This window comes from Pseudomonas sp. MPB23, assembly GCF_046605395.1.
Lineage (GTDB): Bacteria > Pseudomonadota > Gammaproteobacteria > Pseudomonadales > Pseudomonadaceae > Aquipseudomonas.
Genome location: NZ_CP176771.1, coordinates 502,064 through 522,940, shown reverse-complemented (window position 1 = coordinate 522,940; position 20,877 = coordinate 502,064). Strand labels below are relative to the sequence as shown.

Sequence of the window (20,877 nt, the reverse complement as noted above, 5' to 3'; positions counted from 1 at the left end):
TCCGGTTAAATCCCAGACAGCAAAAAGCCAGCTGTCGAGGCTGGCTTCTTAATCAGTCCCCTGCAAGGGACTTCTTTGAATCTTTCGTTCTGGAGAGCGAATTAATGCACCCAAAAAATAGCACCACCCAATCAGTAGTGCAAGAGGCGCTGCTTACCACTCATTCGGATTTTTATCATCAGGACGTTAGTGCTGAAGGTAATCACTCGCGCCCTATGCTTGCTGTTCAGCCTGGGCAGGACTGCGAGGATGCTTTGAATTCCGCCTCAATGTTGCTTGGCTCTGTCGAGGAGATTATGACCGCTCTCATTGACGAAGGGCTCGAGACGAACGCTATCTATGGACTTCGCTTTCTGATTGAGAGCTCAAGGGCGTTGATGGATTCGACTATCGGTTCCGTGATTGCGGCTAAACGCCAAGGCGGTGCCCAGTGATTACCAAAGAGCAACTGCAAGCCGTAGCGCTCAAAAGCATCGACTTCGGCGGCATCGATAACGACCTGTTCCAGCTCCATGCGGGCGGAGATATTGAGCAGTCACTCGCTCTTGCCAGTGACTTCAACCTCGCTTTGACCACCCTCTGCGATCGCCTGGACTTCAGCACCAATAACAACGGTGATCCGGTGACTTGCGCAGAACTTCGGGCGCTGGCTCACATTTCCAGCACCGCGAACGCGCTGATTCAGCAGGTTCGTTACGGCCTGCGCGCAGAAATTGCAGTGGGGGACCAGGCATGAATACCAATGCAGAGCAAATCAAAGACCTGATCGAAGAGGCTGAATTCCAGATCCTTGCGCACATTGACATCTGCAATTGGGTTGCGGCCATCGCTCGCGCCATCGCTCGCGACGTTGATACTGGTGGCGGCGCTGATGTGCCCGTACTTACCGACCTCGTGAAGTATTTCGACGACTCCGGCGGTGCCACTCTCGACACAGCGTTTGAGCAGATCAAAAAGATCGCGGCCCTTGCTCCTGCGCCACGTTCTGCGCTACTCGAAAACGTGGCGCGGAATTCGGAGGTGCGTCCATGAATAAGCTCCCTGCCGTATTGGTTGTCCATGGCGAGTTGCTGGATAACGCCGTTGTCACTGCCGAGCAAATGGCGCGGATGAACGACGCCCGCGCCACCTTCAACGAATTGCGCACGATTCTTTTGGCTCAGATCGTCCCAACGCTCGACGGTGGCTGGAGCAACCCTCTTGCCACCCAAATCGAAGCCCGTCTTGAGTCGATCACTTTCGCAACCGGCAACTTTTTCTGGAAGAGCCGTCACGCTGGCGCTGCTCACGACGCGGTTCACGTCAGGAGTTGCCAATGACCATCGTCACGATCAAAGACGGCGACGCCGTCACCACCACCCTGGCAATTGCTGAGGGCACACTCAACGATCACGCGAGCGTCATCGTGCTGGCAAGGCGGTACCAGTCGGACCTGGAGGACTTCGGCTTGGTCCGATTTGAAATCCGACCAAGAGAGGTCGGCCAGCACGGCGGTGGTGACACCGAGTACGCGATTCTCAACGAGCCTCAATCCACGCTGTTGCTGACCTTCATGCGTAACACGGACATTGTCCGGGCCTTCAAGAAGAAGCTGGTGCGCGAGTTTTGGGAGATGGTCCAGCAGCGCAACCAGCGTGCCCCGGCATTGCCCGCTGACTACATCGGCGCCCTGGAACACCTGCTGGAATCTAAACGCTCCGAAAAGCTGGCAATCGAGCAGCGCGACTACGCCATCGAAACCAAAGCCGAGATCGGTTCGCGCCGTGAGGCAACGGCGATGGCCACGGCAAGTGCCGCCGTCCGTGAGGCTCGCCAACTCAGGGAGCTGCTTGGCATGGGTGTCACCCAGGCAACCATCGTCGCCGTAGAGAAGGCCCTCGGCCGCGAGTTCGGCAGGAGCGGTTGGCGCCCACTCAAGAAGTGGTGCCAGGCACGTGGCATCAACGCCCCTCACGTAATTCATCCCACCTTCGGCTCGGTCATCGCCTGGCCCGCCGCTGCCTGGATGGACGTTTACCAAATTGACCTGGCTGACCTGTTTGGCGCCGACGGAGAACAAGCATGAAGATTTCCCAAGAGCAGCTCATGATCAAGATCGCCGAGTCGGCGGTTGAGTATCAACTGGCCGAGACCAAGCGCAACTCGCTGCGCCGCGAATTGAACACCATGTACCGCGTGTACTTCGATGCCTACGGGCGGCCCTTCGCCGATACCAATAAGCGCGTGAACCCTTACGACAAGGAGTTCGAAGGAGTGATCGCTTTCACCGATGTGGCTTACACCCGGTGGAAAACCCAGCGCGACCTCACGACCAAGCTGAAGCGCAAGATGCGCATGCTCGTCGAGCGCCTGGAGCGATCGCTATGAAAAAGCCAATCCAGAAAGGCGCATCCAACGACATGGCTACCCATGAGGTATTCGTGCTGGGTGACCTGCTGCCGCTGGTGGTTGGTCACGCTAAGGCTGAAGGGCATCCAACCGAGATGGTGGCGCTCGCCTGCTTCCTCTCCTTGAGCACTGTCCTGCAAGCAAAGGGAATTCCGCGCGAGACGCTGGTCCAGGGTATTACCGCCTCCAAATTCCCCTTGGAGTTCCCTGGTGATGTCCCGCCTGTCGCCGTTGAGCGGCTCGCGATCCTCAATGAGCCGCACTTTGAGCAGTTCGATGACTTGACGCTGGCCTGCATGGCGAGCAACGGAACGAACTTCGCTCATGAGTCGCTGGCCTGCACTGATCCTGATGACGACACAGTCTGGAACGCGCACGCCTCGATGATCAATTCGTGCAACGCCCTCACCGTGCTGATAATGCGATTGTCCGGCGGCAAGATGCCAGGCGAGCCTGACGAGGAACTGTTCGTCCGTCCGGCTGGGGAGACTTTGCAATGACCATTACAAACCCTCATGCCCCCCCCCAGGAGGCTCGTACAGCGCCGATAATTGCAGGACCTTGGCCAACCTACGACCACTTCAAGGATCTGCCCGAGCGCGAGCGCTGGGTGCTGTACGGATCGGCAAAGGCTTACCGCGAAGCTCTGGAAGCGCAGGGGTTCGTCATGTCTGAGGCTTATGACGACTTCGTGCGCCGTGTAACGCGGGAGCTCAACGTATGACCAAGCCTGTGAACGTGGAAAAGGCCACGCCAACCATCCTGTACGCCAAGCAGGCACCGTATGCCTCAGTTAGCAATGACGTGGTGGCTATGATCGTCAACCCTGACGCGCTGGCCATCTGGATTTTTCTTCAAACCCGGTCCAGCGACTGGAAGGTGATTGGCTCGTTCCTGCAAGAGCGTTTCTCCATCGGTCGTGACCGCTACTCGAAGGCGATGGGCTATCTCAAGGATCTCGGGCTGGTTACGCATGAAATCATGCGCGAGGAGGGCACCGGTAAAGTGCTCGGTCGCCGAGTGATCGTGCACTACGAACCGAACCTACAGGTTTCCCACACTTCGGTTGACCGTAGTGTGGGTTTTCCGAACTGTGGGAAAACCGACAACTACTTAATAAAGGATTCTTCTACTGGATCAAGGAGTAAACCAACGGTCGCTAAAGCTCCCTCGGCGGCTAAGAAGTCACAAAAATTCGATCCTCTGACAGCGAAGCCAGCCAACGTGTCCGAGAAGGTCTGGACCGACTGGTGCCAGCACCGCAAGGAGATTCGTAAGTCACTCACCGCCACCACCTGCGCCCGGCAGGCAAAAACCCTTGAGGGGCATCACAGCCCAGATGTGGTGATCAACCAATCAATCAGCAACGGCTGGACAGGTTTGTTCCCTGAAAAGGTTTTGCCAGGCGCTGGCGCCAACAGCGGCAATCTTCAAAGCGCCGTCCTCAGCGTGCCAACCCACCGCCAGGAGGACTACCCAAGTGACCGTTTCTAAATTCATCATGACGCCGGAACTGGCTGAGACCCGTGAAAAGCTGTGCGGCATCCCTGGGCACTTAGCGTTCAAGCAGTCGCTGGTCGAGCAGTTCGACGGATCCTGGAAGCTCGACACCTGCCCGGCCTGCCGCTGGCAAGCGCTGTACAACACACCCAAGGATCGCGAGGAACATTTGCAGGCATTGGCTCAGGTCGAAGCTGAGCGCCTCAACAGCGACCTCATAGCCACCGGCATCACGCCGCGCTTTCGCAAGTGCAGCCTGGATAGCTACGTAACGGGCGACGACAAGGCCAAGCAGCGCGCGCTGAGCATCTGCCGCAAATACGCCGAGGGCTTCGGGGAACACTTGACCGCCGGCCGCGCCCTGATGCTGATGGGCGAGATTGGTACCGGCAAGACGCACCTGGCCTGCGCGATCCTGCAGCACGTCGTCGGCATCCACGGATGTACCGGCCTGATCGTCACCGCCGAGTCGATCACCCAGGCAGTGACCGACAGCTTCCGCAGCAACTCGGGGCCTTCCAAGACGGACCTGATCAACGAGTTGTCTTCTGTCGACCTACTGGTGATCGATGAGGTTGGCGTACATAGCGTGCGCCCCGGCAAGGACTTCACACCCAGCCTGCTGCACGAAACCATTGACCGCCGCTACCAACTGGTCAAACCGACCATCCTGGTGAGCAATCAGAAGCCGGAGGATCTGCACAGTTTCATCGGCCCGCGCGCCGCTGACCGTCTGCGTGAAAACGGTGGGTTGCTGGCGCCATTCACCTGGAAGTCGGCACGATCGGGAGGCTCTGCATGATTGATTACCCAGATACCACTGATGCCCCACCGTCCTACCAAGAGGTTCCTGACTCGGCGCTCTACAGCCATGAGGCGGAATACGCGCTCATTGGCAGCATGATTCAGCACCCCGATCTGATCGATGATGCTGGTGGAAAACTTTCGGTGGGGGACTTCCACCACCCAGCGTGCGCGGAGTTGTTTGAGGTTATCTCGGGGCTTCGCTCAAAGGGTCGGGCAGTCGACGTTGTGACGATTTGCGAGGCACGCCCGTACCTTGCTGACAGGCAGAGCTCACTGGCGGTGGCTGGGCTTCTCGTGCAGAACACGCCCAGTGCGGCCAACTTTGATGAGTACGGCCGGATCGTCAAGCAGCGCTCCGTTGCCCGCCGAGTGATCGCTGCCGCGAGAATCATGAGTCAGCGCCTAATTGATGGCGAGCCGCTGGACGAGGTTCTTAGCCAAGGCCAGCAGGCTTGGGTATCTCTTGAGGCGGAAGGGCTTGATTCACGCCGCCGGTATCGCTTCATCAAGGACGTTCTGCCCGAGGCAATCGATGGCGTAGATCGTCGATTCAACCGTACGGAAAGTCTCGGGTTCGACACGGGGCTGCCGTCGCTGGACGAATTCATCCCAGGCATTTGCCCTGGTCATGTGGTCGTAGTGGCTGGGACGCCTGGTAGCGGCAAGACCACTCTGGGGCTTGGTATTGCTGAGCGTGTCGCGCTGGTCAAAAAGGAGCCGGCCCTGGTGTTCTCGCTGGAAATGACGGATGTGGAGTTGACGAACAGGTCTCTAGCCTCGGTCGGCAGCGTCCAGCTGAAGCATATCAGCGAAGGGCACTCGATGGTCGACGCTGATTGGCCTGGGCTGACCTCTGCGGTGAACAAGTTGATGGATGCCCCGCTGATCCTCTGTGACGACTCATCGCTCACTCTGCGGGATATTCGCCAGATCTGCCGAACGGTAAAGCGGGAGCATGGGCTTGCATTCGTCGCCCTGGATTACATCGGACTGGTCAACGGCGAAAACAAGTCGTCGAGTCGATACGAAACGGTCACCGAGATCAGCAAAGGATTGAAGCGACTGGCAAAAGAGCTGGCGGTGCCCATCGTGGTGCTTGCCCAGCTCAATCGAGGCCCGAGCAATCGCCCCAACAAGCGCCCGACCAAAAGCGACCTGCGCGACTCCGGGCAGATCGAGGCCGACGCTGACGTGGTGATCCTGGTGCATCGCGATGGTGAATCCGACGCCGGAAAGGCTGGCGTCACAGAGCTGATCGTCGACAAGAACAGGCACGGGCCAACGGGCTCATGCCGCGTGCAGCACCAGGGCGCCTATCACCGGTTTGTTGAGCTTATCGGCAACCCGTATCCATCAGAGGAAGAGGTCGAGATGGGCCGCCCACTCGCCAGCAAGTACAAGGGGAGGAGGAACGATGAGAAATTTTAATCTGATTGATCGTTTACTGGGGCGGAAGCCAGAGATCGAGAAGGCCCATGCAGCAGCGCTGCGTGGTGAGGCTTTCACGCTAGAGCCCGGCATGAAGATTATTGAAGTTCCTCGGCACCCCGAAGCCGAACGCATCGCCGAGTCGGTTCGCCTTTTTCCGCTGGACTGGGCATGGGCGCACAAGGGTTACAAGCTGATCCACACCCCCAGCGGGTTCATGCTGTGGGTGGCCAACCAGGACTACGGCCTGGCCGAGGTCTACAGCAATGGCGGCAAAGGCGACTTTTCCAAGGCCGAGCAGGCGATCATCTGGCCCGCTGTTGAGGGATGGCTGGCACGGCATAAGATCGGCTTTACCGGTCGACTTCCAAAGGCGACGATCACCGGGCGAAGCGGAACCTTCTGGTGCTTTCACCAGGAACATCCATGGGCTGGCGTTGGCAGTTCACCAGCCGAGGCTTATCGAGCTTGGCGGTTCGCGGTTTCGGTGCAGGCGCGCAATGACATGGTCCCGCAGGAATATCTGGAAGTTAGGAGCGTCAGCCTATGAGCGCTTCGAAAACCGTGCACGTTCAGCTGACTGACGCCGAGATCCGCCGCCACCAAGCCGGCGACGTTCGCCAGTTGCGCGACCCACGGCACCCAGCTCTCCGGTTCCGGTATTCCACTGTGGATCGCGCCAAAGGCTCGTGGCACGTCGTGGTGGGCAAGTCCTGGGGCAAGGCTGGCAACTATCCGGACATCAACGCCAAGGCGATGCTGGCAACGTTGCCGACCATCCTGGCCCGCCGGTCGGCTGATCCTTTGGCGAAGTCCACGGCCACCAACTGGTCTACGGTCGGTGAGCTGCTGACCTGGTACCTGGATCGCATGACGCGCGACCGGGCGCTGTCCGAGAAACGTAAGGCCAGTGCCAAGTCGGCTTTGAAGCGGCACCTGCAGCCACGCCTGGGTCAACTGCCGCTGGCTGGGCTGAACAGGCCGGTCATTGACCGACTGCTGCTGATGCCGATGCAGGAGCGTTACGCCCTGTCGTTCGTGCGCTCGGTCTGGGGCGTCCTGGGGGTGGCTGTGCGGCAGGCCTACCGCCTTGACCTGCTGGCCGTTAACCCGCTGGCCGGCCTGGAGTTCACCGACTTCGTACGGACCAAGATCAAGGCCAAGGCGGCGCGGCTGCACTCTGATGACGTGCCTGTCCTGCTGGATCTGCTGGCCGACCAGTTCGACGAATCGCCGGCGGCGTGTGTGCTGGCGGGGCTGATGCTCTGTCACGGCACGCGTCTCGGTGAAACCCGGCTGGCCCGCTGGAAGAACGTCAACACCAGCACCGGCAAGTGGTTCATCCCGGCGGCGGACACCAAAACCAAGGCGGCACACACGCTTCCGCTGACGGCCCAGGCCCTGGCGCTGATCGAGCGGTACCGCCTTGTGCAGCAGGGTAAGGGCTACACCGGGCAGTTCCTGTTCCCGGGCAGCTCTGGGCAAGCCCTCAGCGCGACCAAGGCCAGCACCCTGTTCACGCACCTGGCCCACGGCGAATGGTCGAGTCACGACTTGCGCAAGGTGGCCCGTACGGCCTGGACTGACCTGGGCGTCGACTACATGGTCGGGGAGCTGCTGCTGAACCATGCCATGAAGGATCTCGACCAGGCCTACATCCATACGGCGGCCGAGCAGCTCAAGAGGCAGGCCTTGGAGACCTGGCACGCCTACCTCGATCAACGAGGCTTCGAGGCGCTGCACGGTGGGACATTTGCGAGACAGGAAGGCGAGGCATTACCCGCTGAAACCATGAATAGCGAGGCTTCCAGCGTGAATCAGTATCCACTTCCGAGGAGGAGGTTTTTAGTACAAGGCAACACCCAGGCCACGCCAAACCACCAGCTAGGAGACGGCAATGAGTAACGTCACAGCGGCATTGCCGCGCAAATGTATGAGCGACTTAGAGCGGCGATTTCTGAAGATCGCCGGCGAGGAGTTGGCCAAAGTCAAAGTCGGCGGGCCGAATGCGCTGGCTTACCTGCTAGACATGGTCGCTAGTTGGCACGGCAGTCGTGTGCAGATCGGCTTTCATGATTTCGGCCAACGTTGGCTGATCGAGGGGAACGCCAAAAACAAACCCGCTGACCGGTTGCTTCGCGACCTGTTTGGCCTGAGTGATCCAGATCCGAGGAAAGCCGCATGAAGAAGCGCACGTATGTCGACAAGCCCTTGGGCGATACTGAATACCTGCTGGAGCAATGGGGCTGGTGGCGGATGGACGGGATGGGCGTGCCTCGGTACGTGTCGCCGCTGTACGCTCTGATCCGCGACAACAACGTCACGGAGGGCGGCATCAAGAACTATTGCGTCACGGACGACGTAGCTCTGGTAGTGGATCGTGCGGTGGCTAAGCTCGCCACCCGGGACGCACAGATGGGCAACTTCATCTGGCTGTACTTCGGAGCGAAGTGGCCGGCACTTCGGATTGCTCGAGAAAATGAGATGGGAGAAGCCAAGGCGCGAGAGTTGATCAAGGCCGGCGTGGCTTGGGTCGACTGCGCCATTGAGGTGTTTCGTGAGGCCGCGTAGAAATCGCTTTCCACGCGGATAAACACCTGTTTTCATGGCGCCGTGTTTAGCTTTTCAAGCGCGACACCCCCATAGAAAGCCCGGCCTTCGAGTCGGGCTTTTTCGTGCGTGCTACTCTCGTCACGTGATCAGGGGTTGTCCCTGCTCTGTATCGAGGAAAAGCAATGGAGCGCGACAAGAGACTAGTCTTGGGGTTATTGACTGACATTCAGGACTTAGAAGGCCTGCGTGGAGTCGACGAGAGAAACCTTGAGGCGAATCGGGAAAAGGATAGATTCGACGAGGCAGATTTTTACCATCTGAATCTACTTTTGAGCGGAGGTTTTATTGCCGCAGAAATTGAAGAGGCAACCGGCATGCGTACCTACAGATTGAGCTGGTCGGGGCATGACTTGATCGAGCAGCTCCAGGTAGAAATATTCAAGATTTAAGCTATACGGATTTCTCAATGTCCGGCCCGGCCTGCTGGGTTTTTTGTGGATTGCCCAGCTCCACCCTCTTATATAAGACGCTCTTCTGACGCGACTTGATCGATCTGTATGGCAATTTGATATTCGCGGCCCCAGAATGTCAGCCTTAACTGATCGCCACGGAGAGCGATATGAGCGATGTGAATGTGCCCGCTAAACGGAATGTTGGCTTCCTTCTTGGAATCGGTATTCTGTTTTTCCCGATTATTTTTGCCTGGTTTCTGCTCCGAAAAGGGCATTCTGTCCTTTCTCGTGTGGTAGGTTTTGGCTGGCTAATCTTGTGTATCTTGGTGATTGTTGCAGCTCCTCCTGCTCCGCCGAGTGCGGGTAGTCGTTCTGTTGCTACTGCCACTCCTGCTGCTGCCTCTGCTCCTGCTGAGCCACTCAAGACATACACGTCCACTCAAGTGGCGAAGAGTTACGACGACAATACTGTGGCCGCTGATGCGCTTTTTAAGGGTAAGCGCGTGAAAGTCACGGGCCGCATTACTGACATCAACACCGACTTTCGTGGGAACCCTTACCTTGTTCTGGCCGGTTCGAACCAGTTTCTGGGGCCTCAGTTCAAATTTGATAAGTCGAGTATTTCGGTGATGGCCACGCTCAAGAAGGGTGTCACAGTCAGTGTTATTTGCACTGGCGCAGGCGACGTTATCAAAACACCGATGTTTGAAGACTGTGAAATGTCGAAATAGATATAGATAGGCATCACCACGCATTACCCACAACGCAATACTTCCTGAAGCCCCGCCATCGTGCGGGGCTTTTTCGTTTTCGGCTCCACCAAACCCGTTGCTATGGCCGGGAGTGCTGCTGGGGCCGGATCTATTCACTCCCCGAAAGGGAGGAACCTGAGATGTCGAACATGCCAGACAAGCCAGACACCTGGGCGATTGCGCTTGCGTGGTTAAGCCAGCATTCGCCAATCCTCTATGCGGCTGCGCTGTCCTGTGCGATGGCTGTACTGCGCATCACCTACGGAGGCGGTACGCGCCGCCAGATGCTTGTGGAGGGCGCGATCTGCGGCGGTCTGACGCTGACTATCATCAGTGGCCTGGACTTCTTCGGTCTGCCACAGAGCATGGCCACCTTCGCCGGTGGCTGGGTTGGCTTCCTGGGTGTGGAGAAGATCAGGTCGATAGCTGATCGGGTGACTGACTTCAAGCTACCAAACAGGAATCCTTGAATATGCCGCCCAGGCCAAAGAAGCCTTGCAATGCCCAGGGCTGCAATGTTCTGACCCGCAACCCCCGCTACTGCGATAAGCATGCAGAGATCGCTAAGGCCGAGGCGTCCAAGCTGGCTGACAAGAAGCGTGAGAGCAGCAACCAGCGAGGCTATGGCTACAAGTGGCAGCAGGCGAGCAAGGGGTTCTTGGCCCGCCATCCGTTGTGCGCTGAGCATGATCGACGCGGCGAGGTGGTAGCGGCCACTGAGGTTGACCACATCATCCCTCACAAAGGCGACATGGTGCTTTTCTGGGATCGAACCAACTGGCAGTCGCTGTGCCGCAGCTGCCACAGCACGAAAACAGCGTCAGAAGACGGTGGTTGGGGCAACCCAAGCAGAAAATCGTGCAAAATGCAGTGAAAATGGCTCAAATGAGACTAATTCTCACCTTTGGGGTGGGGGAGGGTCAAAAGTCCAGAGCTTTTGCCTTCTAGACCGTCCGCCCAATCATTTTCTTACACCCGCGAAATTAAAAATTCAGGAGTTGCGCGATGGGAGGCACCGCCACGGTCGCCGGCCGTGGTCGCAAACCCAAGCCAACGGCCAAAAAAGCACTCGCCGGAAACCCTGGCAAGCGCGCGCTGAATACAGCCGAGCCGCAGTTTTCCAAGATCACCCAGATCGACCCGCCGGAGTGGTTCACCCCTCGGGCCGCCACCATGTGGAACATGATTGTCCCGGAGCTGCTGCGCGAGAACGTGGTGGCGATCACTGATCTGCACAACGTCGAGGCGTTCTGTAGCGCCTACGACAACTGGCGACTTGCCCAGGAATCGATCCAGCTGCATGGCATCGTCGTTACCGGCGCCACCGGCGGGCCGATGAAGAACCCCGCACTTACCGCCGCGAACGAAACGATGCGCCAGATGGTGACATTCGGTTCGATGCTGGGCCTGGACCCCGCCAGCCGGACACGACTGATCGGCGGTAACAAGGAGAAAGAAACCAACGAATTTGCCAGCCTGCTGAGAACCTGATGACCAAATCTGCCCACCCCAATGTCGACAAGGCAACGGCGTGGGGTAGGTCATTGCTCCGCGGCAAGGTTCCAGCGTGCCGCTACATACACCAGGCGGTGCAGCGCCACTTCGACGATCTGGCGGCCAGCCGCAAGCGCGGCTTCCGTTTCAAGTTCGACGCGGCAAAGGCCGAGAAAAAACTCAAACTGATGCAGCTGCTCCCGCACACCAAGGGCGAATGGGCATTCAAGCGTCAACTGATCACGCTGGAGCCCTGGCAGTTATTCGGCCTGGCTGTGACATTTGGCTGGGTCAAGAAGAAGGGCGGCCACCGCCGCTTCCGTGAAAGCTACTGGGAAGTGCCCAGGAAGAATGGCAAGTCTGTTGTCGCCGGCGGCGTGGGTATCAGCATGTTCGTTGCTGATGGCGAATTCGGTGCCGAGGTCTATGCCGGTGCCACCACGGAGAAGCAAGCGTGGGAAGTTTTCCGTCCTGCCAAGTTGATGGTCAGCAAGTCGCCGATGCTGATTCAGGCCGCTGGGATCGAGGTGAACGCCTCGAACATGAATATCCCATCCGACTTCAGCCGGTTCGAACCCTTGATCGGAAACCCGGGCGACGGCGCTTCGCCAAGCTGCGCCATCGTCGACGAATACCACGAGCACCCAACGTCGGCCCAGTACGACACCATGCTCACCGGCATGGGCGCGCGACGTCAGCCATTGATGTTCATCATCACCACTGCCGGTGCTGACATTGAAGGCCCGTGCTACGACAAGCGCCGCCAGGTCGTGGAGATGCTGGCCGGCACTGTTCCGGATGAAGAGTTGTTCGGCTGGATCTGGACCCTCGACGAGGGCGACGATTGGACCGATCCGAAGATGCTGGCCAAAGCCAATCCGAACCACGGCGTGTCGGTGTTTCAGGAGTACTTGGAAAGTCAGCAGGCTCGGGCTATCCGGTCGGCGCGCTTCGCCAACACATTCAAAACGAAACACCTCAACCTCTGGGTAAGCGCCAAGGCCGGCTTCTACAACATGGAAAGCTGGAAGGCGTGCGAAGACACATCGCTGACTCTGGAGCAGTTCGAGGGGCAGGAGTGGATCGCCGGTTTCGACTTGGCTCGAAAGCTCGACATGAACTCTAGGGCCAGGTTGTTCTGGCGCGTCATTGATGGGAAGAACCACTACTACAGCATTGCGCCGAAGTTTTGGGTTCCTTACGACACCGCCTTCAACACCGACAACAAGCGGATGGCGGAACGCTTCCAGGCGTGGATTCACTCCAAGCATTTGGAAGTGACCGACGGAGCCGAGGTTGACTACCGCGAGATCCTTGAGGATACCAAGGAGGCAAATCATCACGCCCCGGTGCGTGAGTGCCCGATTGACCCGCACGGTGCTACGGGGTTAAGCCACGATCTGGATGACCAAGGATTCAATCCGGTCACTATCACGCAGAACTACACCAACATGTCGGACCCGATGAAAGAGCTGGAGGCCGCGATCGAGGCTGGGCGCTTCCATCACGACGGGAACCCGATCATGACGTGGTGTATCGGTAACGTTATTGGCAAGCACTTGCCAGGTAATGATGACGTCGTGCGCCCCATTAAACAGGGTGATGACAACAAGATCGACGGCGCCGTCGCGCTGATCATGACGATAGGCCGCATCCTGGCGAATGCTGAGGTGCAAGGTTCTGTCGACGACTTCCTCTCCAGACCGATGAGCATGTAATGGCAGATACCGACTACAGCATCGACCTGCGTACCCGCAGTCCATTTTGGGCGCGTATGGCGAGCTTCTTTGTCGGCGGCCGCCTGGTCACCCCTGAAAAGGGTTCGCAGACAGGCCCGGTATCAGCCCAGGGTGTCGTGGGTGACTCGGTCGTCAATGATGAGCGATCGCTACAAATATCCACTGTGTTTGCATGTGTGCGGCTGATCTGCAGCGTAACGGCGTGTATGCCGCTGGATGTGTTCGAAACAAACGGCGACGACCGCAAGAAGGTCGGCCTGGAAAATCCTCTGGCCCGACTTCTGCGCTACAGCCCTAACTCGTTCATGACAGCCTTCGATTTTCGGGTGTCAATGACTATGCAGCTTTGCTATTACGGAAACGCCTATGCGCTGATCGAGCGCAACAGCGTCGGTGACGTAATCAGCCTGATCCCGCTGCTGTCGGCAAATATGGACGTGAGGCTTGAGGGTCGGAAAGTTATTTACCGTTACCGCCGGGACAGCGAGTACGCGGATTTCAAGCAGTCTGAAATATTCCACCTAAAAGGCTTCGGCTTCAATGGACTCGTAGGTCTCTCGCCGATTGCCTTTGCTGCCAAAAGCGCGGGCGTAGCTGTCGCAATGGAGGATCAGCAGCGCGATTTCTACGCGAATGGGGCCAAGTCGCCACAGCTGCTCATGACAGGCGAAGGCAAGGTTCTCAACAAAGAGCAGCGCGCCCAGGTTGAAGAGAACTTCAAGGAGATATCCGGTGGCCCTGTGAAAAAGCGGCTCTGGATTCTCGAAGGCGGGTTCACGACCCAGGCGATTGGCGTGAGCCCGCAGGACGCCGAGACGATGGCCGCGCGGAAGTTTCAAGTAAGCGAGCTTGCGAGGTTCTTTGGTGTGCCGCCGCATCTGGTGGGGGACGTAGAAAAATCGACCAGTTGGGGCTCGGGCATTGAGCAGCAAAACCTCGGATTCCTGCAGTACAGCCTGGATCCCTACCTCGAGATTTGGGAAGGGTGCATTTTGCGCTGGCTGGTCAAACCCTCTGACTTGGGGCGAATTCACGCCGAGCACAACCGCGACGGCCTGTTGAGCGGTGATTCCACTGCCCGTGCGAATTACATGAAGTCCCTGGTGGACGCCGGTCTTCTCACCGTCAATGAGGGAAGGCGGGTGAACAACCGGCCCCCGGTACCGGGCGGTGATGTTGCAACGCGCCAATCGCAGAACGTACCGCTTACCCAACTTGGCAAACTAAACCCCGCACCCAGCGGGGTTTAGTTTTTCTGGAGCTGCCAAATGTCAAATATTCAAAAGACCCTGGCCTTCGCTGAGGCCGAGATCAAATTCGATTCCGGCGGAAAGGTTGGGGTTTTCGAGGGATATGCCAGCGTTTTCGATGTGATCGATTCGGACGGCGACATCATTCTTCCAGGCGCGTTTAAAAAAGCCTTGAGCACTCAGAGCCGACAGGTTGGCATGTTTTTCAACCACCAGACCTATGGTTTGCCGGTGGGTAAATGGCAGTCCCTCGAAGAGGACAGTAAAGGCTTGATCGTTCGCGGCGAACTGACCCCAGGTCTTTCTATTTCTAATGACCTTCGCGCCGCGATGGAGCACAAGACTGTGGAGGGTATGTCTGTCGGCTTCACGGTGATGAAAGACGATTTCGACATGATCGCCACCGGTCGCGCGTTTAAGAGTGTTGCGGCTCTTCGCGAGATCAGCATTTGCACATTCCCCGCCAATGAACTGGCAACTATCGAATCCATGAAGTCCATGGAGTCGATCACCACAATTCGCGATGTGGAGCACTGGCTGAGGGATTCGGTCGGCCTGTCCAAGTCGCAAGCTCTGGGCCTCGTGGCCCGGATTAAGTCCGCAGTTCGGAGTGATTCCGAAGGTGGCGAAATCACCGCGATCCTTGATCGCCTTAAGTCCTTCCCATCTGTAGGAAAATAAACCATGTCCGAATTGGCCCAAATCCAAAAGGCTATTGAAGAATCGCAAAAGAACATGACTGAACTGTTCGATGCGCAGAAAAAAGAAATCACCGAGACCGGCGCCGTCAGCAAAAAGCTGCAGACTGATCTCCAAGCCGTCCAGGAAGAGTTGACCAAATCCGGCACTCGCCTGTTCGACCTTGAGCAAAAGCTCGCCGCCGGCAACTTGGACAATCCAGAAACGAAGAAGTCCTTCGCAGAGCAAACTGCAATCGATCTTCAAAAATCCTGGGACGGGAAGTCTTCGGGCAAGGTCGACGTCAAGAGCTTCAACAAACAACTCGGCAGTACGGCTGGTTCCGCAGGCGCATTGATCGAGCCACAGCGCAATGCCGGTATTTTGATGCCGGGCCTTCGCCGCCTTACCATCCGCGACCTGCTGGCCCAGGGCCGAATCAGTTCGAACTCGTTGGAGTATGTTCGCGAGAACATCTTCACCAACAGTGCGGCACCAGTCGCTGAGGGCACGTTGAAGCCCGAATCCAACCTGACCTTCACCAAGGAAACGGCGAACGTCAAAACCATCGCTCACTGGATCCAGGCATCGCGCCAAGTCATGGACGATGCGCCGATGCTCGAGTCGTACGTGAACAACCGCCTGCTGTTCGGCTTGGCTTTGGTGGAAGAAGGGCAGTTGCTGAACGGTGACGGCACCGGTGACAACCTGACTGGCCTGAATAAGGTGGCCACCGCATACGACGCAACGTTGAACGTGACGGGTGACACCCGCGCCGACAAGATTGCCCACGCGATCTTCCAGACCAGTGAGTCTGAGTTTGAAGCCTCCGGCATCATCCTCAACCCGCGCGACTGGCACGCAATCGCGCTGCTGAAAGACGCTGATGGTCGCTACATCTTCGGTGGACCAGCTGCGTTCGCTGCCAAGGTCATGTGGGGCCTGCCGGTGGTTGCCACTAAAGCTCAAGCCCTGGGCACGTTCACCGTCGGCGGCTTTGATCTGGCATCCCAGGTCTGGGACCGCATGGACGCAACCGTCGAAGTCAGCCGCGAAGATCGCGACAACTTCGTCAAGAACATGCTGACCATCCTCTGTGAAGAGCGCCTGGCCCTGGCCCACTACCGGCCAACCGCGATCATCACCGGTCCTTTCGCAACCGCACCATAACCGAGGCCGGGGCAGGTAACTGCCCCGATTACGTCATGATCAAGATTCGCGCGTTGCGCCAGTTTTCGCACTACCACGCCGGTAACTTCAGCCAGTTCGAGGTTCGTGAAGTAAAGGACGAATATGCGGAGGCTTTGATCGGATTGGACTTGGCAGAAGAGGTTGAGGCCGATCCAATCCTGGAGCCAGAGCCAGAGCCAGAGCCAGAGCCAGAGCCAGAGCCAGAGCCAGAGCCAGAGCCAGAGCCTGAAGCCACCACCGAAACCACCAAGAAGGCAGGCGGTAAAAAATGAGCATCCCCGTCACCGATCTGCTGCCGATCGCCTTGATGCGAAAGCATCTACGGGTTGATTTTGAGGATGAGGACGACCTCATCTCGCTTTACGCAGAGTCAGCTCTCGCCTGGGCTTTGTGGTACTGCGATAACCCCAAGCTTTTGCAGGTCAGTGACTTCCCGGCCAGTTTCAAAGCAGCGCTTTTGCTCTTGGTCGGGCACTCCTACTCAAATCGGGAGGCTGTGGTGCTTGGTTCCTCCGGAACGGATATCACAACCCTGCCGCTTGCCGTTGAGTCGCTTCTATGGTCTTCAAGGAACTTCAGGGGGCCACCTGATTCGGCTGCAGATGACTTGATTTCATAGGGGCATCCGATGGCATACAGAGACCTAGGCGCCGGGGAGCTGGATCGCCGCGTAGTCATACAGCTCAGATCCGACCGTCCCGCCGACGATATGGGGCTCGAATCTCAGCTGCTGGATCCAACACCTAGGTGGGCAAAGATTGAGCCTGTTGGGACCGCTGTTTACACGGACGGAGTCCAAACTGAAAACAAAATCACCCACCGCATTTTCATTAGGCATTTGCTGGGTATAACAACAGACCATGAGATTGTTAATTCGGGTGTTGTTTATCGGGTGAAGCGATGCGCCGAGATGAACGGCCGCAAGCGGTTCACAATCATTGAAGTCGAAGAGCTGGGTAGCTTGAAGGCATCCGGAGGCATTTATGTCTAACTCAGCATCGGTCGACGGTTACCTGCACGTCGAAGGGTTCGACAACTGGGAGCGAGACGCCTTCGACAAACGGAAGATTCGTGCGGGGATGCGCAAGGTCGGTTTGCTGATCACGCAGCGCGCCCAGATGAACCTGGTGCTTGGCAAGGGCCAGGACGGGTACCCCGTGAACCGCACGGGCGCGACCGTGGAGTCGGTGACCTTCAAGGTTTCCCGCGCTGGATTTTTGGTCCGTATATCCCCAACCAAAACTTCGGCGATGGAAGATTTCTACCCGGCCTATCTGCACTACGGTGTGAAGAGGGGCCGCAAGCTCGGGAAGCTTGCACCCGGCGCCGGTAAAGGGAAGTCGAACCGCCGAGCCGCCGGCGTGCGGGCAGCTGCCGTTGCCGAACGTGCGGCGGGTGAATGGCGTATCAAGCCGCGTGACAACTACATGGCCGACGCCCTGCAGGACTCGGCATCGCAAGTCCAATCCATCCTTTCCGCTGCCTTCGCCGCCGCCCTGGGCTGATCGCAACAACACCGGACAAACACATGAAGCTGAACCCGCTTGTCGCGCACTTGCGGCTGACTTGCCCGTCCTTTGCTGGTCGGGTGGCTGGCGGCATCGACTGGGACGCGGTCGTCGAGAGCGCGCAGTTGGCTTTGCCGGCTGCGTACGTGATTGCAACCGCCGACGCTGCGACCCCGACCAAAGCGCAAAACATGATCATTCAGGACATCACTGATCAGTTCAACGTGGTGATCGTGCTGGATACGACGGACGAGCGTGGCCAGGCCGCCAACGACCTGCTGCACGACATACGCGCCGAGCTATGGCGCGCCTTGCTGGGGTACATCCCATCGCCGGAATACACGCCCATCGAGTATGGCAAGGGCGCGTTGCTGCACATCAGTCGGGCACGGGTGGTTTACCAGTTCACCTTCTTCTCCGAATTCCAGGTTGGGCGTAATCGTCCTGACCAGCCGGCCGAGACCTGGCAAGAGCTTGAGCTCGACGGGCTCACTGGGTTTACCGGTGCCGACTTCAAAATGGACTGCATCGACCCTGCAGATCCAAACCTGCAATCACCCGGCCCGGATGGGCGTATCGAAGCGCATTTCTCAGGAGACGTAACACCATGACCAAGCGCATCACTGTGGTGCCGGCCAAAGGCCGCTCTGTGCCCGATCCGGAGGCTGGCGACCTGTTGCCTGTTGAAGGCCGGGACGTACCCGACAACGTCTGGTGGCGCCGCCGCCAAGCTGACGGCGACGTCAAGTCGAAAGACGTTGAACCCACTACCACCAAAGCTGCAGTCGCGGCGAAAACCGAGGTGGCCAAATAATGCCTATCGGATTCAGCAACATTCCGGCCGATATCCGTGTGCCGCTGTTCTATGCGGAGATGGATAACTCGGCAGCAAACAGCACCTCGTCGGCCATGCGCCGGCTGATCGTTGGCCAGGTAAACGACAGCGCCGCCGGCGAAAGCATCGGTAAGCTGGTGTTGGTAACCAGTCTCGCCCTGGCCAAGGAAATTGGCGGGCAGGGCTCCATGCTCGCCGCAATGTACGAAGCCTGGCGCAAGACTGACCCGATCGGCGAGATCTGGTGCCTGCCGCTGCAAAACGAAACCGGCGAGGTCGCTTCTGCGACTATCACCATTACTGGCACGTCCACCGAGGCCGGCCTGCTGAACCTGTATGTCGGCGGTGTGCGAGTGCAATCCGTGGTGCCGTCTGCCGCAGCGCCGACGGCTGCGGCCGCCGCCCTGGCGGTCAAGATCAACGCCTCACCAGATCTGCCGGTGACGGCAGTCGCAGTGGCGGGCGTGGTCACCCTGACCTGCAAGTGGACCGGCGAAAGCGGCAACGACATCAGCATCACGCTTAATCGCCTGGGCAAGTCCAATGGCGAAATGACCCCGGCCGGCATGACGGTTGCGGTCACTCAGATGACCGGAGGCGTCGGCACGCCAGATCAGGTTGACGCAATCGCCGCCCTGGGTGATGAACCTTTCGAGTTCCTGTGCCAGCCCTGGACCGACACGACGTCGCTGAATGCCTGGAAGGATGCGATGGACGACAACGTCGGTCGCTGGAGCTGGGCCAAGCAGCTGTTCGGGCACGTCTACAGCGCGAAGCGCGGAACGATCGGCACTTTGGTCGCTGCCGGCCAGGCTCGTAACGATCAGCACATGACCATCCAGGCAGTGGAAGTTGGTGTACCTCAGCCAGTGTGGGTGCAGGCCGCAGCTTTGGCCGCGCGTACCGCCGTCTTCATCTCCGCCGATGCCAGCCGTCCAACCCAAAGTGGCAGCATGCCAGGCCTTGATCCGGCCCCTGCGAGCGACCGCTTCACACTGACCGAGCGGCAGTCGTTGCTGAACTACGGCCTGGCCACGGCGTATTACGAGGGCGGTTACGTGCGCATTCAGCGCTCGATCACCACCTATCAGAAGAACGCCTACGGCCAGGCGGATAACTCCTACCTGGACAGCGAGACCATGCACCAGTCGGCGTACATCATCCGTCGCATGCAAAGCGTCATTACCAGCAAGTACGGCCGCCACAAGCTGGCGAATGACGGTACGCGCTTTGGTGCCGGTCAGCCGATTGTCACGCCGAGCACCATTCGCGGGGAGCTGATTGCCCAGTACGCGAAGCTCGAGCTGGAAGGTCACGTCGAGAACGCTGATCTGTTCGCTGAGCACCTGGTCGTGGAGCGTGATACGCAGGACCCGAGCCGGGTCAACGTGTTGTTCCCGCCGGACTACATCAACGGTCTGCGCATCTTCGCGATGCTCAACCAATTCCGTCTTCAGTACGACGCCGCGGCGTAACGCTGACCCTGATCACCCGGCCCGCCTTGAGCGGGCCTTTTCATTCCAGAGGAAAAGACCATGGGTCAAAAAGTAGCGGGTACCGCCTACGTAAAAGTGGACGGCACGCAGCTCACTATCACCGGCGGCGCGGAAGCGCCGTTGATGGAAGTGAAGCGGGAGACGGTTTATCCAGGCTTCTACAAGGAAGAAGAACTGGCGCCGTACTTGAAGATGACGGCCATCGTTGAGGCGGGCTTTCCGATCAAGACGCTGGCGAATGGCCGCGACATGACGGTCACCTGCGAATTCAACAACGGCCGCGTCTACGTTCTTTCCGGCGCCTACCTGGTCGATGAGCCATCGTTCAAGGCTGACGACGGCACGGTAGAGCTGCAATTCGACGGCATCAAAGGGAGCTGGCAATGAGTGATTCCGTAAAGCTGCAGGCGCCTATTGAAGCGCACGGCGAGCCTCTGACCGAACTGAACCTGCGCCGCCCGACCGTGCAGGAAGTTCGGGTCATCAAGGCCTTGCCGTACAAGATCGATAAAAACGAAGAGGTCAGCCTCGACATGGACGTCGCCGCGAAATACATCGCGGTGTGCGCAGGCATCCCTCCGTCGTCGGTCAACCAGCTCGATCTGGCGGACCTCAACACACTGAGCTGGCAGGTGGCCGGTTTTTTCATGAGTGCGGCGTCGACTCCATCCACGACCTGATCGCCGTTGCTTATGACCTGGCGTGGTTCTGGAAAACGGATCCTGAACTGATGTTGGCTCGCCCGCTCGACGTGCTCCGCGAATCCATGGAGCACGCGCAACGAATCAATAGAATCCAGCAGGTGC

The 20,877-nt window shown here is 58.4% G+C and carries 33 protein-coding genes; all 33 read left to right on the top strand.

The features are described 5' to 3' along the window. The first annotated feature begins 104 nt into the window (after positions 1 to 104). Positions 105 to 434 (top strand): DUF3077 domain-containing protein, encoded by a 330-nt coding sequence (locus ACLH0J_RS02315; RefSeq protein WP_411390718.1) that lies wholly within the window; start codon positions 105 to 107, stop codon positions 432 to 434. Then, on the top strand, positions 431 to 736 hold the full coding sequence (locus ACLH0J_RS02310) for a hypothetical protein (protein ID WP_411390717.1): 306 nt from the start codon (positions 431 to 433) through the stop codon (positions 734 to 736). Before ACLH0J_RS02315 ends, ACLH0J_RS02310 begins: the two co-directional genes overlap by 4 nt. Continuing rightward, complete coding sequence (locus ACLH0J_RS02305; protein WP_411390716.1) at positions 733 to 1,032, top strand: hypothetical protein; 300 nt, start codon at positions 733 to 735, stop codon at positions 1,030 to 1,032. The genes ACLH0J_RS02310 and ACLH0J_RS02305 overlap by 4 nt, the downstream gene beginning before the upstream one ends. After that, positions 1,029 to 1,319 (top strand): hypothetical protein, encoded by a 291-nt coding sequence (locus ACLH0J_RS02300; RefSeq protein ID WP_411390715.1) that lies wholly within the window; start codon positions 1,029 to 1,031, stop codon positions 1,317 to 1,319. Before ACLH0J_RS02305 ends, ACLH0J_RS02300 begins: the two co-directional genes overlap by 4 nt. Further along, on the top strand, positions 1,316 to 2,065 hold the full coding sequence (locus tag ACLH0J_RS02295; protein ID WP_411390714.1) for a Rha family transcriptional regulator: 750 nt from the start codon (positions 1,316 to 1,318) through the stop codon (positions 2,063 to 2,065). Before ACLH0J_RS02300 ends, ACLH0J_RS02295 begins: the two co-directional genes overlap by 4 nt. After that, a complete protein-coding gene (locus tag ACLH0J_RS02290) occupies positions 2,062 to 2,367 on the top strand; it encodes a hypothetical protein (RefSeq protein ID WP_411390713.1) in 306 nt (101 codons plus the stop codon). Before ACLH0J_RS02295 ends, ACLH0J_RS02290 begins: the two co-directional genes overlap by 4 nt. Further along, positions 2,364 to 2,888 (top strand): hypothetical protein, encoded by a 525-nt coding sequence (locus tag ACLH0J_RS02285; protein WP_373344975.1) that lies wholly within the window; start codon positions 2,364 to 2,366, stop codon positions 2,886 to 2,888. The genes ACLH0J_RS02290 and ACLH0J_RS02285 overlap by 4 nt, the downstream gene beginning before the upstream one ends. Further along, on the top strand, positions 2,885 to 3,112 hold the full coding sequence (locus ACLH0J_RS02280) for a hypothetical protein (RefSeq protein WP_411390712.1): 228 nt from the start codon (positions 2,885 to 2,887) through the stop codon (positions 3,110 to 3,112). Before ACLH0J_RS02285 ends, ACLH0J_RS02280 begins: the two co-directional genes overlap by 4 nt. After that, the gene (locus ACLH0J_RS02275) at positions 3,109 to 3,882 is read left to right on the top strand and encodes a hypothetical protein (RefSeq protein WP_411390711.1); all 774 of its coding nucleotides are present in this window, start codon (positions 3,109 to 3,111) and stop codon (positions 3,880 to 3,882) included. The genes ACLH0J_RS02280 and ACLH0J_RS02275 overlap by 4 nt, the downstream gene beginning before the upstream one ends. After that, on the top strand, positions 3,869 to 4,690 hold the full coding sequence (locus tag ACLH0J_RS02270) for an ATP-binding protein (protein ID WP_411390710.1): 822 nt from the start codon (positions 3,869 to 3,871) through the stop codon (positions 4,688 to 4,690). The genes ACLH0J_RS02275 and ACLH0J_RS02270 overlap by 14 nt, the downstream gene beginning before the upstream one ends. Continuing rightward, positions 4,687 to 6,123 (top strand): replicative DNA helicase, encoded by a 1,437-nt coding sequence (locus tag ACLH0J_RS02265; RefSeq protein WP_411390709.1) that lies wholly within the window; start codon positions 4,687 to 4,689, stop codon positions 6,121 to 6,123. Before ACLH0J_RS02270 ends, ACLH0J_RS02265 begins: the two co-directional genes overlap by 4 nt. Beyond that, entirely contained in the window at positions 6,110 to 6,673 is a 564-nt protein-coding gene (locus ACLH0J_RS02260; RefSeq protein ID WP_411390708.1) for a hypothetical protein, read from the top strand. Before ACLH0J_RS02265 ends, ACLH0J_RS02260 begins: the two co-directional genes overlap by 14 nt. After that, positions 6,670 to 8,028 (top strand): tyrosine-type recombinase/integrase, encoded by a 1,359-nt coding sequence (locus ACLH0J_RS02255; RefSeq protein ID WP_411390707.1) that lies wholly within the window; start codon positions 6,670 to 6,672, stop codon positions 8,026 to 8,028. Before ACLH0J_RS02260 ends, ACLH0J_RS02255 begins: the two co-directional genes overlap by 4 nt. Further along, on the top strand, positions 8,021 to 8,308 hold the full coding sequence (locus tag ACLH0J_RS02250; protein ID WP_411390706.1) for a hypothetical protein: 288 nt from the start codon (positions 8,021 to 8,023) through the stop codon (positions 8,306 to 8,308). Before ACLH0J_RS02255 ends, ACLH0J_RS02250 begins: the two co-directional genes overlap by 8 nt. After that, a complete protein-coding gene (locus ACLH0J_RS02245; protein WP_411390705.1) occupies positions 8,305 to 8,694 on the top strand; it encodes an antiterminator Q family protein in 390 nt (129 codons plus the stop codon). Before ACLH0J_RS02250 ends, ACLH0J_RS02245 begins: the two co-directional genes overlap by 4 nt. A gap of 164 nt (positions 8,695 to 8,858) precedes the next feature. Further along, positions 8,859 to 9,125: a hypothetical protein gene (locus ACLH0J_RS02240; RefSeq protein WP_411390704.1), complete on the top strand. Its 267-nt coding sequence runs from the start codon at positions 8,859 to 8,861 to the stop codon at positions 9,123 to 9,125. Between the two features lie 170 nt (positions 9,126 to 9,295). Further along, positions 9,296 to 9,859, top strand: coding sequence for an OB-fold protein (locus tag ACLH0J_RS02235; RefSeq protein ID WP_411390703.1), 564 nt, complete (start codon positions 9,296 to 9,298; stop codon positions 9,857 to 9,859). 161 nt (positions 9,860 to 10,020) lie between these two features. Further along, entirely contained in the window at positions 10,021 to 10,350 is a 330-nt protein-coding gene (locus tag ACLH0J_RS02230) for a phage holin, lambda family (protein ID WP_411390702.1), read from the top strand. Between the two features lie 2 nt (positions 10,351 to 10,352). Further along, positions 10,353 to 10,754 (top strand): HNH endonuclease signature motif containing protein, encoded by a 402-nt coding sequence (locus tag ACLH0J_RS02225; RefSeq protein ID WP_411392766.1) that lies wholly within the window; start codon positions 10,353 to 10,355, stop codon positions 10,752 to 10,754. A gap of 131 nt (positions 10,755 to 10,885) precedes the next feature. Beyond that, a complete protein-coding gene (locus tag ACLH0J_RS02220; protein WP_265085412.1) occupies positions 10,886 to 11,371 on the top strand; it encodes a phage terminase small subunit P27 family in 486 nt (161 codons plus the stop codon). After that, the gene (locus ACLH0J_RS02215) at positions 11,371 to 13,092 is read left to right on the top strand and encodes a terminase large subunit (protein ID WP_265085413.1); all 1,722 of its coding nucleotides are present in this window, start codon (positions 11,371 to 11,373) and stop codon (positions 13,090 to 13,092) included. The genes ACLH0J_RS02220 and ACLH0J_RS02215 overlap by 1 nt, the downstream gene beginning before the upstream one ends. After that, positions 13,092 to 14,363 (top strand): phage portal protein, encoded by a 1,272-nt coding sequence (locus ACLH0J_RS02210; RefSeq protein WP_146476567.1) that lies wholly within the window; start codon positions 13,092 to 13,094, stop codon positions 14,361 to 14,363. The genes ACLH0J_RS02215 and ACLH0J_RS02210 overlap by 1 nt, the downstream gene beginning before the upstream one ends. 18 nt (positions 14,364 to 14,381) lie before the next feature. Continuing rightward, positions 14,382 to 15,044: an HK97 family phage prohead protease gene (locus ACLH0J_RS02205; RefSeq protein WP_411390701.1), complete on the top strand. Its 663-nt coding sequence runs from the start codon at positions 14,382 to 14,384 to the stop codon at positions 15,042 to 15,044. 3 nt (positions 15,045 to 15,047) lie between these two features. Next, positions 15,048 to 16,211 (top strand): phage major capsid protein, encoded by a 1,164-nt coding sequence (locus ACLH0J_RS02200; protein WP_265085414.1) that lies wholly within the window; start codon positions 15,048 to 15,050, stop codon positions 16,209 to 16,211. 35 nt (positions 16,212 to 16,246) lie between these two features. Then, positions 16,247 to 16,504, top strand: a complete 258-nt coding sequence (locus ACLH0J_RS02195; RefSeq protein WP_207254707.1) for a hypothetical protein — start codon at positions 16,247 to 16,249, stop codon at positions 16,502 to 16,504. Then, positions 16,501 to 16,851, top strand: a complete 351-nt coding sequence (locus ACLH0J_RS02190; RefSeq protein ID WP_265085415.1) for a head-tail connector protein — start codon at positions 16,501 to 16,503, stop codon at positions 16,849 to 16,851. Before ACLH0J_RS02195 ends, ACLH0J_RS02190 begins: the two co-directional genes overlap by 4 nt. A gap of 9 nt (positions 16,852 to 16,860) precedes the next feature. Further along, complete coding sequence (locus ACLH0J_RS02185; protein ID WP_146476563.1) at positions 16,861 to 17,223, top strand: phage head closure protein; 363 nt, start codon at positions 16,861 to 16,863, stop codon at positions 17,221 to 17,223. Continuing rightward, positions 17,216 to 17,737: a hypothetical protein gene (locus ACLH0J_RS02180; protein ID WP_411390700.1), complete on the top strand. Its 522-nt coding sequence runs from the start codon at positions 17,216 to 17,218 to the stop codon at positions 17,735 to 17,737. The genes ACLH0J_RS02185 and ACLH0J_RS02180 overlap by 8 nt, the downstream gene beginning before the upstream one ends. Positions 17,738 to 17,760: 23 nt before the next feature. Beyond that, positions 17,761 to 18,351 (top strand): hypothetical protein, encoded by a 591-nt coding sequence (locus tag ACLH0J_RS02175; protein ID WP_411390699.1) that lies wholly within the window; start codon positions 17,761 to 17,763, stop codon positions 18,349 to 18,351. After that, positions 18,348 to 18,554 (top strand): DUF2635 domain-containing protein, encoded by a 207-nt coding sequence (locus ACLH0J_RS02170; protein ID WP_411390698.1) that lies wholly within the window; start codon positions 18,348 to 18,350, stop codon positions 18,552 to 18,554. The genes ACLH0J_RS02175 and ACLH0J_RS02170 overlap by 4 nt, the downstream gene beginning before the upstream one ends. Beyond that, entirely contained in the window at positions 18,554 to 20,050 is a 1,497-nt protein-coding gene (locus ACLH0J_RS02165; RefSeq protein ID WP_411390697.1) for a phage tail sheath subtilisin-like domain-containing protein, read from the top strand. Before ACLH0J_RS02170 ends, ACLH0J_RS02165 begins: the two co-directional genes overlap by 1 nt. Positions 20,051 to 20,110: 60 nt before the next feature. Continuing rightward, positions 20,111 to 20,458, top strand: a complete 348-nt coding sequence (locus ACLH0J_RS02160; RefSeq protein ID WP_122554907.1) for a phage tail tube protein — start codon at positions 20,111 to 20,113, stop codon at positions 20,456 to 20,458. Next, positions 20,455 to 20,751: a phage tail assembly protein gene (locus ACLH0J_RS02155; RefSeq protein WP_411390696.1), complete on the top strand. Its 297-nt coding sequence runs from the start codon at positions 20,455 to 20,457 to the stop codon at positions 20,749 to 20,751. The genes ACLH0J_RS02160 and ACLH0J_RS02155 overlap by 4 nt, the downstream gene beginning before the upstream one ends. The last annotated feature ends 126 nt before the right edge of the window (positions 20,752 to 20,877 follow it).

Coding starts and splice junctions, on each gene's coding strand:
- ACLH0J_RS02315 (WP_411390718.1), top strand. CDS start 105: ATGCACCCAAAAAATAGCACCACCCAATCAGTAGTGCAAGAGGCGCTG.
- ACLH0J_RS02305 (WP_411390716.1), top strand. CDS start 733: ATGAATACCAATGCAGAGCAAATCAAAGACCTGATCGAAGAGGCTGAA.
- ACLH0J_RS02300 (WP_411390715.1), top strand. CDS start 1,029: ATGAATAAGCTCCCTGCCGTATTGGTTGTCCATGGCGAGTTGCTGGAT.
- ACLH0J_RS02295 (WP_411390714.1), top strand. CDS start 1,316: ATGACCATCGTCACGATCAAAGACGGCGACGCCGTCACCACCACCCTG.
- ACLH0J_RS02290 (WP_411390713.1), top strand. CDS start 2,062: ATGAAGATTTCCCAAGAGCAGCTCATGATCAAGATCGCCGAGTCGGCG.
- ACLH0J_RS02285 (WP_373344975.1), top strand. CDS start 2,364: ATGAAAAAGCCAATCCAGAAAGGCGCATCCAACGACATGGCTACCCAT.
- ACLH0J_RS02280 (WP_411390712.1), top strand. CDS start 2,885: ATGACCATTACAAACCCTCATGCCCCCCCCCAGGAGGCTCGTACAGCG.
- ACLH0J_RS02275 (WP_411390711.1), top strand. CDS start 3,109: ATGACCAAGCCTGTGAACGTGGAAAAGGCCACGCCAACCATCCTGTAC.
- ACLH0J_RS02265 (WP_411390709.1), top strand. CDS start 4,687: ATGATTGATTACCCAGATACCACTGATGCCCCACCGTCCTACCAAGAG.
- ACLH0J_RS02260 (WP_411390708.1), top strand. CDS start 6,110: ATGAGAAATTTTAATCTGATTGATCGTTTACTGGGGCGGAAGCCAGAG.
- ACLH0J_RS02255 (WP_411390707.1), top strand. CDS start 6,670: ATGAGCGCTTCGAAAACCGTGCACGTTCAGCTGACTGACGCCGAGATC.
- ACLH0J_RS02250 (WP_411390706.1), top strand. CDS start 8,021: ATGAGTAACGTCACAGCGGCATTGCCGCGCAAATGTATGAGCGACTTA.
- ACLH0J_RS02245 (WP_411390705.1), top strand. CDS start 8,305: ATGAAGAAGCGCACGTATGTCGACAAGCCCTTGGGCGATACTGAATAC.
- ACLH0J_RS02240 (WP_411390704.1), top strand. CDS start 8,859: ATGGAGCGCGACAAGAGACTAGTCTTGGGGTTATTGACTGACATTCAG.
- ACLH0J_RS02235 (WP_411390703.1), top strand. CDS start 9,296: ATGAGCGATGTGAATGTGCCCGCTAAACGGAATGTTGGCTTCCTTCTT.
- ACLH0J_RS02230 (WP_411390702.1), top strand. CDS start 10,021: ATGTCGAACATGCCAGACAAGCCAGACACCTGGGCGATTGCGCTTGCG.
- ACLH0J_RS02225 (WP_411392766.1), top strand. CDS start 10,353: ATGCCGCCCAGGCCAAAGAAGCCTTGCAATGCCCAGGGCTGCAATGTT.
- ACLH0J_RS02220 (WP_265085412.1), top strand. CDS start 10,886: ATGGGAGGCACCGCCACGGTCGCCGGCCGTGGTCGCAAACCCAAGCCA.
- ACLH0J_RS02215 (WP_265085413.1), top strand. CDS start 11,371: ATGACCAAATCTGCCCACCCCAATGTCGACAAGGCAACGGCGTGGGGT.
- ACLH0J_RS02210 (WP_146476567.1), top strand. CDS start 13,092: ATGGCAGATACCGACTACAGCATCGACCTGCGTACCCGCAGTCCATTT.
- ACLH0J_RS02205 (WP_411390701.1), top strand. CDS start 14,382: ATGTCAAATATTCAAAAGACCCTGGCCTTCGCTGAGGCCGAGATCAAA.
- ACLH0J_RS02200 (WP_265085414.1), top strand. CDS start 15,048: ATGTCCGAATTGGCCCAAATCCAAAAGGCTATTGAAGAATCGCAAAAG.
- ACLH0J_RS02195 (WP_207254707.1), top strand. CDS start 16,247: ATGATCAAGATTCGCGCGTTGCGCCAGTTTTCGCACTACCACGCCGGT.
- ACLH0J_RS02190 (WP_265085415.1), top strand. CDS start 16,501: ATGAGCATCCCCGTCACCGATCTGCTGCCGATCGCCTTGATGCGAAAG.
- ACLH0J_RS02185 (WP_146476563.1), top strand. CDS start 16,861: ATGGCATACAGAGACCTAGGCGCCGGGGAGCTGGATCGCCGCGTAGTC.
- ACLH0J_RS02180 (WP_411390700.1), top strand. CDS start 17,216: ATGTCTAACTCAGCATCGGTCGACGGTTACCTGCACGTCGAAGGGTTC.
- ACLH0J_RS02175 (WP_411390699.1), top strand. CDS start 17,761: ATGAAGCTGAACCCGCTTGTCGCGCACTTGCGGCTGACTTGCCCGTCC.
- ACLH0J_RS02170 (WP_411390698.1), top strand. CDS start 18,348: ATGACCAAGCGCATCACTGTGGTGCCGGCCAAAGGCCGCTCTGTGCCC.
- ACLH0J_RS02165 (WP_411390697.1), top strand. CDS start 18,554: ATGCCTATCGGATTCAGCAACATTCCGGCCGATATCCGTGTGCCGCTG.
- ACLH0J_RS02160 (WP_122554907.1), top strand. CDS start 20,111: ATGGGTCAAAAAGTAGCGGGTACCGCCTACGTAAAAGTGGACGGCACG.
- ACLH0J_RS02155 (WP_411390696.1), top strand. CDS start 20,455: ATGAGTGATTCCGTAAAGCTGCAGGCGCCTATTGAAGCGCACGGCGAG.